This window comes from Clostridium sp. (assembly GCF_016650095.1).
In the GTDB taxonomy this organism is placed as follows: Bacteria; Bacillota; Clostridia; order Clostridiales; family Clostridiaceae; genus Clostridium_AD.
Map to the genome: position 1 here is coordinate 1 of NZ_JAENWL010000180.1, position 7,140 is coordinate 7,140.

The window sequence follows — 7,140 nt, forward strand, 5'->3', positions numbered from 1 at the left end:
CAGTGGAAAAAGTAGTGGCATCTATTGCAAAAATTCCAGAGCAAAGCGTATCAAATAACGAGACTTTGACACTGAAAAACTTAGATAGCAATTTAAAGAAGCAAGTTTTCGGACAAAGCACTGCAATAGACAATTTAGTAAGAGCTATAAAGAGATCAAGGGCCGGGTTTAATGAAGAAGAAAAGCCTATAGCATCTCTCCTTTTTGTGGGACCTACAGGAGTAGGAAAGACAGAAGTAAGTAAGCAATTGTCTAAAAGTTTAGCAATTCCACTCATTAGATTTGATATGAGTGAATACCAAGAAAAGCATACTGTTGCAAGGCTTATTGGGTCACCACCAGGATATGTGGGTTATGAAGAAGGTGGATTATTAGTTGAGGCCATGAAAAAGACCCCTCATTGTGTGCTACTGCTTGATGAGATTGAAAAAGCTCACCCAGATATATTAAATGTGCTGTTACAGGTTATGGATTATGCAACTTTGACAGATAATACTGGTAAAAAGGCGGATTTTAGAAATGTAATTTTAATAATGACTTCAAATGCAGGAGCAAGGGAAGCTAGTAAACATATAATTGGGTTTGGAGATAGAATAGGAGCAGGTGATGCAATTACAAAAGAAGTGGAACGAGTATTTTCACCAGAATTTAGAAATAGGCTCGATAACATAATTGTATTTAATAAAATTGATGAAGTTATGGCTCTTCAAATAGCTAAAAAAGCAATGAAACAATTTGAGGAGAAACTTTTAACTAAAAATATAAAATTAAAGGTTACAGATAATTTATATGCTTGGCTAAGTAAAAAGGGTTATTCAGAGGCTTATGGTGCGAGAGAAATCAATAGAGTAGTTCAACAGGAAATAAAGACTTATTTTGTAGATGAAGTGCTGTTTGGAGAACTTTCCACAGGTGGTAGAGCAACAGTTGATATTGTTGATGGTAAGCTTAAAATTACTAAAGACAAACTTAAAATTATAAAAGGTAAATAAAAAAAATGTTGCTAATAAAATAGCAGCATTTTTTTGTAATGCATTTTTAAATGAATTTTAATCTGTTTTTAATCTTACAAATGTATAATATAAAGCATACATTGAATTACAGGATAATACCTAATAAAAAAGGATGGGAACAATGAAAAAAATAGAAGATTGTAGAAAAACTAAAAAAAGTAAAAGCACACTTGTTTTATTATTTATAATATTTGAATTTGTTTTCATAGCGATTACAGGACCATTTATAGTTTATTATGGTCCGTTTAAAAATGTGAAAACTACAGTAGTGGGTGCAGCGATGACTACTTATACATTACAATGGATGGTCACATCATTTTTATCCGAGTCGAAAATTGAAGAAATTATGAGTGAGCAAACAATACAGGCTATAGCTCAAGATAACGTAAATGGCGTAAATTCTGCTGTGCAAGTAGAAAACAAAAATGATAATAGTATTGAAAGATATGATATTAAAGGAAAGAAGTTTAAAGGATATATATTAATAATAAATGACCCAACTAGGGTAAAAGTAGGTTACAGCAGTAAGCTTGGCAAGGAAGGTCAACTAACTAGTGAAATTGCAAAAGATAACAATGCGATTGCAGCGGTTAATGGTGGTGCGTTTACAGATAAATCTTCTGGTACAAAAAGGACAGGAACGGGAGCAAATCCAGCCGGAGTTATAATGTCATCAGGAAAAATTGCTTATAATGATACAAAAGATGAAGATGAAAAAATAGAAACTGTAGCATTAACTAAATCTGGAAAGCTATTAGTTGGTAAACATAGCATTAAAGAAATGAAAAATGCTGGAGTAACTGAAGCAGTATCGTTTGGTCCAGCAGTGATAGTTAATGGACAAAAAACTATAACTCAGGGTGATGGTGGCTGGGGTATAGCACCTAGAACGGCTATTGCACAAAGGAAAGATGGAGCGATAATATTACTAGTTATCGACGGTAGACAGTTAAGTAGTTTAGGGGCTACTTTAAGAGAAGTACAGGATGTATTGTATGAATATGGGGCTTATAATGCTACTAACTTAGATGGGGGTTCTTCTTCTACATTGTTTTATAATGAAGGAATTATAAACAACCCTTCTGATAGCTTGGGAGAGAGATCTGTACCTTCTATTATTTATGTAGAGAAAAAGTAAAAGAGTAGAATCTCAGAATGGGATATTTTAAATTAAAGGAGAGAGCATTATGAAGTGGATGAGAAGAATAAGTATATGGATAGTAGTAGCTTTATCAGTACAATTTTTAGGTCTCTTTTATATAAATCATTATTTATTAGCTACTGATTCAAAGATTGTTTCAAAAAAAATCATTAAAGAAACCATTGAGGACTAATCCTTCAATGGTTTTTAACGTGTCCATTTATGTTATTATTAACAACTATCTTTTTGGAATAACCTCTGTCCAATATCCATCTGGATCCATTATAAAATATATACCCATAGGCTTATTTTCATAGCATATGCATCCCATTTTTTTATGGTGTGCGTATGCTTCATCAAAATTATCTGTAACTACAGCAAGATGAAACTCATTTTCGCCTAAATTGTATGGCTCAATTCTATCGCTCATACAAGTAAGCTCTAACTTATGGTTAGTTGTTTCATCACCTAAAAATACAAGAGTAAAACTATCGTCTTCTGGATGGAATCTCCTAGTTTCTACAAACCCTAAAGCATTTTTATAAAATTCGACGCTTTTTTCTAAATCCAATACATTTATATTATTATGATCAAAGGAAAATTTCATTTATTATAACCACCTTTTCTAAAAAAATTAATATATATCATATACTATACCATGATTATATGTTGTGGTAAAATAAGGGTTATATAATTATTATTTATTTAAAATATATTGCGGCGGGAGAGATAATTAATGAATGAAGTACTAGCGAAAATATACTATATATACCATAGTGGTTTTGTCATTAAAACTAAAAAACATTTTCTGATTTTTGATTATTATAAAGAACCTTTAGAAAATAAAGGAGACCACCAGCAGTCAGCGATATTATCCCCTAAAAATATTAAAGAAATGAAAAATATTTTTGTGTTTTCATCACATAGTCATGAGGACCATTTTAATTCTAACATTTTTAATTGGGAGAATTATAACAGTGATATACAATATATACTTAGTAGTGATATAAAAGCAGATAAAAATAAATCGAATTATAATTTTATAGAGGATGGCGAAGAAAAATTATTTGAAGACGTTTCTGTAAAAGCTTATGGCTCAACGGATATTGGAATATCTTTTCTAGTTAAAGTAGATGGTTTAACTATTTTTCATGCTGGAGATCTTAATTGGTGGCACTGGAAAGAGGATAGCTTAGAGGAACAATTAGAAGCAGAGTCTTCATTTAAATCTCATATTGACAAGTTAAAAGAAGAAAAATATATTGATATAGCTTTTTTTCCTGTAGATCCAAGACTTCAAGAGTTTTATTATATAGGAGGAGAATATTTTGCGGAAAATATTCACCCTAAATTACTTATACCTATGCATTTTGGAGATGATGTGTCTATTACTAAAAAATTCGCTGATAAAATGGGTAAACATAAATCAAAGGCAGTTGAAATAAATTATTGTGGGCAAGAGATAATATATTAAATATTTTCTGATATATCGGAATAAATATAGTCTTATATGTCAATCCTTTAAATAACCAAATAAAAAAAGCACCATATTACATTATTTTTAGTCCCCCTAATTAATAATGTATGTGGTGTTTTTTATATGGGATAGAATTTTGATGCAAAATTTATAAATACTAAAAACTAGTTAGTATTAGGAGCTTTATATTTACATAACCTAATAACTGTGATAACTTTATTAGTGGAAATTAGAATGTGTAAAATAGAAAGTGGGATAAAGAAAATGAGAAGAGAAACTAAAAATGAAAATATTTTAAATTATATATATATTATTATTGGAGCTACTATACTCGCAGCCGGGGTAAATATGTTTTTTGCAAAATTAAAATTAGTAACAGGCGGACTATCAGGTCTTGCCATTGTTATCGAATATATTTCGAAAAAGCATTATGGATATGGAATACCTTTATGGTTTACTAATATTGCAGTAAACATACCGTTACTTGCGATTGCTGCAAAACTTAAGGGCAGAGGATTTGTTGGCAAATCTTTGTTTGCCAGCGCATATCTATCTTTTGCATTGTTCTATACAAGCTTTATACCAGCACCAGAGGCAGACCTTTTGCTAGCAAGTATATTCGGTGGGGTATTCGTTGGTATAGGCTTAGGATTTGTATTAAGAGCATCTGCTAGTACTGGAGGAACTGACTTGGCTGCAAATATTATAAAGGTATATTTAAAGAATGTGCCAATAGCTAGAATTATATTAGTAATTGATTCAACTATAGTAATAATAGGTGCTTTTGTGTTTGGAGTACAAAAGGCTATGTATGCACTAATATCCATATATATTGTTAGCAAGGTTGTAGATAGCATACTTGAGGGAATAAATTTTTCAAAAGCTGTATTTATTATTTCAGATCACTCCAAGGAAATAGCGGAAATATTAATGAGTGATTTAAAGAGAGGTGTTACAGGAATAAATGGTACAGGAATGTATACAAAAGGAGAAAAACAGGTACTATTTGTAGTAGTAGGCAAAAATCAAATAGTACCTCTTCAAAAAATGGTTAAAGAAATAGACAAAGGCGCCTTTATTACTATTGCTGATGTGAGAGAAGTAGTAGGAGAAGGGTTTACGGAATAGAAAATTAATATAGTTAGAAATAAGTAAGCAATACGTTTTTATAATTTTTGAAAAATGATATAAAGGTGTAAATTAGGCAACATTTTCAAAGTATATTTCTAAGTCTTCCTGCACAAAATATATTTAGAAAGGAAGTGATATACTATGAGTGATAGATTAAATGATAAGCCTGTTACATTTGATCACCCAGAAAAACTTACACAAGGAGTATCTTTAGAAAAAGGTGATATTACGGCAAAAACTTTCATTAATGAGGTAGATGGATGCGTAAAATGTAACATTGTAGTTGAAAATAAGGTTACTGGAGAAGTGGCTAAGAAAGATACAATAATCGGCCAGGTAGTTGAAGAAGATTATGATGAAGAGATCGATGAAGATTTATATGTAGATCCTGATGATAATGTAGGCGGATATTAATAATTTTTTATATTGATTTATTTGATAGTATCGGTTTGTAATGTCAACAATTAAGCGGATATAGTAAAGGCATCTATTGGACTATCAATAGATGCCTTTATTTTTTATAAAAAAAATTTGACATTTATTATTAAAAACATTATAATTTCACTAGTATATAAAAAATAATTAGTGAACATAATAATTATTATGAGCATACTAGTTAATATAATTTTTAAAAATAAAGACTGAGAAGAGAAGAGTAATTATAAAAGGTAGTCATAGCGAGTTGGTGATGGTGAAAGGCCAATACGAAGTTTATATTGAAGAACATCTCTGAGTTTCTAACCGAAATCCTTAAGATAGTAGGCTTAGACGGGTCCAATCCGTTAAACATTGGGCAGTATCGAATTTATAATTCTGTACTGAATAGAGTGGTCATATTTATGACAAATTGGGTGGTATCGCGAAATTATAGCCTTTCGTCCCTTTATTATTAAGGGAGGAAAGGCTTTTTTATTATTAAAAAGAGTATAAAAATAGAAGGAGGAGAATTTTATGGAAAAATTGTTAGTAAAACAAATTTACAGAGAAACAGAGAAGTATGCAGATACAGAAGTATCCATCTCTGGATGGATAAGAACTTTGAGATCTTCTAAAGTTTTTGGGTTTATAGAGGTTAATGATGGTAGCTTCTTTAAAAACATTCAAGTAGTATTTGAAGATGGATTAGAAAATTTTGCAGAGTTAGCCAAATTACCTATAAGCTCATCTTTGGTTATTGAAGGAAAATTAGTTGTAACACCTGATGCTAAGCAACCATTTGAAATTAAAGCTACTAAAATAGTCGTAGAGGGAATGTCAGATATTGATTATCCTTTGCAAAAGAAAAGACACTCTTTTGAGTTTTTAAGAACTATTGCACACCTTAGACCAAGAAGTAATGCTTTCTCAGCAGTATTTAGAGTGCGTTCACTGACTGCGTTTGCTATCCATGAGTTTTTTCAAAAGAGAAACTTTGTATATACCCATACTCCAATAATTACTGGTAGTGATTGTGAAGGGGCAGGTGAAATGTTTAGAATATCTACGCTTGATTTTAGCGATATGCCTATGGATGAAAATAAAAAAGTTGATTACTCAAAGGATTTCTTTGGTAAAGAAACTAGCTTAACTGTAAGTGGACAGCTCGCAGCAGAGGCTTATGCTTTAGCCTTTAGAAGTGTTTATACATTTGGACCAACATTTAGAGCGGAAAATTCTAACACTGCAAGACATGCAGCTGAGTTCTGGATGATAGAACCTGAAATAGCATTTGCAGATTTAAATGATAATATGAAACTCGCAGAGGATATGATGAAATATATTATTAAGTACGTTCTGGAAAATGCTCCAGAAGAAATGGAATTTTTCAATAGCTTTATAGATAAAGGGTTAATTGAAAGACTAAATAGTGTTGTAAATGCAGAATTTGGTCAGATAACATATACTAAGGCCGTGGATATCTTACAAAAATCAGGAAAAGAATTCCAATACCCAGTAACTTGGGGCTGTGATCTTCAAACTGAGCATGAAAGATATTTAACAGAAGAAGTATTTAACAAACCATTATTTGTAACTGACTATCCAAAGGAAATAAAATCATTCTATATGAGAGTAAATGAAGACAATAAGACAGTTGCAGCCATGGACTTACTAGTGCCAGGAGTAGGAGAAATTATCGGTGGAAGCCAAAGAGAAGAAAGACAAGATATATTAGAAGCTAGAATGGAAGAATGTGGTCTTAATAAAGAAGATTACTGGTGGTACTTAGAACTAAGAAAATACGGTGGAACTAAGCATGCTGGATTTGGACTAGGATTTGAGAGAGCTATTATGTATATAACAGGAATGAGCAACATAAGAGATGTTATTCCATTCCCAAGAACAACAGGTACCGCTGAATTTTAAAGAAGAGCACTTTTCAGCAATTTAGATTTTATAGA

8 protein-coding genes and 1 other annotated feature are annotated in these 7,140 nt (G+C 31.3%); of the genes, 7 read left to right on the forward strand and 1 reads right to left on the reverse strand.

Annotation, left to right across the window (positions count from 1 at the left end; genetic code table 11):
* The 3 genes from JJE11_RS11280 to JJE11_RS11290 all read left to right on the forward strand — a co-directional run.
* On the forward strand, window positions 1-992 hold a 992-nt coding region (locus JJE11_RS11280; RefSeq protein ID WP_291635630.1), incomplete at its 5' end, for an AAA family ATPase.
* A gap of 142 nt (window positions 993-1,134) precedes the next feature.
* On the forward strand, window positions 1,135-2,151 hold the full coding sequence (locus JJE11_RS11285) for a phosphodiester glycosidase family protein (protein ID WP_291635632.1): 1,017 nt from the start codon (window positions 1,135-1,137) through the stop codon (window positions 2,149-2,151).
* A 49-nt stretch (window positions 2,152-2,200) separates the two neighbouring features.
* Window positions 2,201-2,347, forward strand: coding sequence for a hypothetical protein (locus JJE11_RS11290; RefSeq protein ID WP_291635634.1), 147 nt, complete (start codon window positions 2,201-2,203; stop codon window positions 2,345-2,347).
* Window positions 2,348-2,392: 45 nt separating this feature from the next.
* Here the strand turns inward: JJE11_RS11290 and JJE11_RS11295 are convergent, their stop codons facing one another.
* Window positions 2,393-2,761 (reverse strand): VOC family protein, encoded by a 369-nt coding sequence (locus JJE11_RS11295; protein WP_291635637.1) that lies wholly within the window; start codon window positions 2,759-2,761, stop codon window positions 2,393-2,395.
* A 129-nt stretch (window positions 2,762-2,890) separates the two neighbouring features.
* Between JJE11_RS11295 and JJE11_RS11300 the strand changes: the two genes are divergently transcribed.
* From JJE11_RS11300 to asnS, 4 genes are all read left to right on the forward strand, one after another.
* Complete coding sequence (locus JJE11_RS11300) at window positions 2,891-3,628, forward strand: MBL fold metallo-hydrolase (protein ID WP_291635640.1); 738 nt, start codon at window positions 2,891-2,893, stop codon at window positions 3,626-3,628.
* Between the two features lie 237 nt (window positions 3,629-3,865).
* Entirely contained in the window at window positions 3,866-4,759 is an 894-nt protein-coding gene (locus JJE11_RS11305) for a YitT family protein (protein WP_291635642.1), read from the forward strand.
* Window positions 4,760-4,903: 144 nt separating this feature from the next.
* The gene (locus JJE11_RS11310; protein WP_291635644.1) at window positions 4,904-5,176 is read left to right on the forward strand and encodes a hypothetical protein; all 273 of its coding nucleotides are present in this window, start codon (window positions 4,904-4,906) and stop codon (window positions 5,174-5,176) included.
* Window positions 5,177-5,396: 220 nt separating this feature from the next.
* Window positions 5,397-5,648: a binding site (T-box leader), on the forward strand.
* Between the two features lie 65 nt (window positions 5,649-5,713).
* Window positions 5,714-7,105, forward strand: coding sequence for an asparagine--tRNA ligase (asnS, locus tag JJE11_RS11315; RefSeq protein ID WP_291635645.1), 1,392 nt, complete (start codon window positions 5,714-5,716; stop codon window positions 7,103-7,105).
* Window positions 7,106-7,140 lie beyond the last annotated feature (35 nt).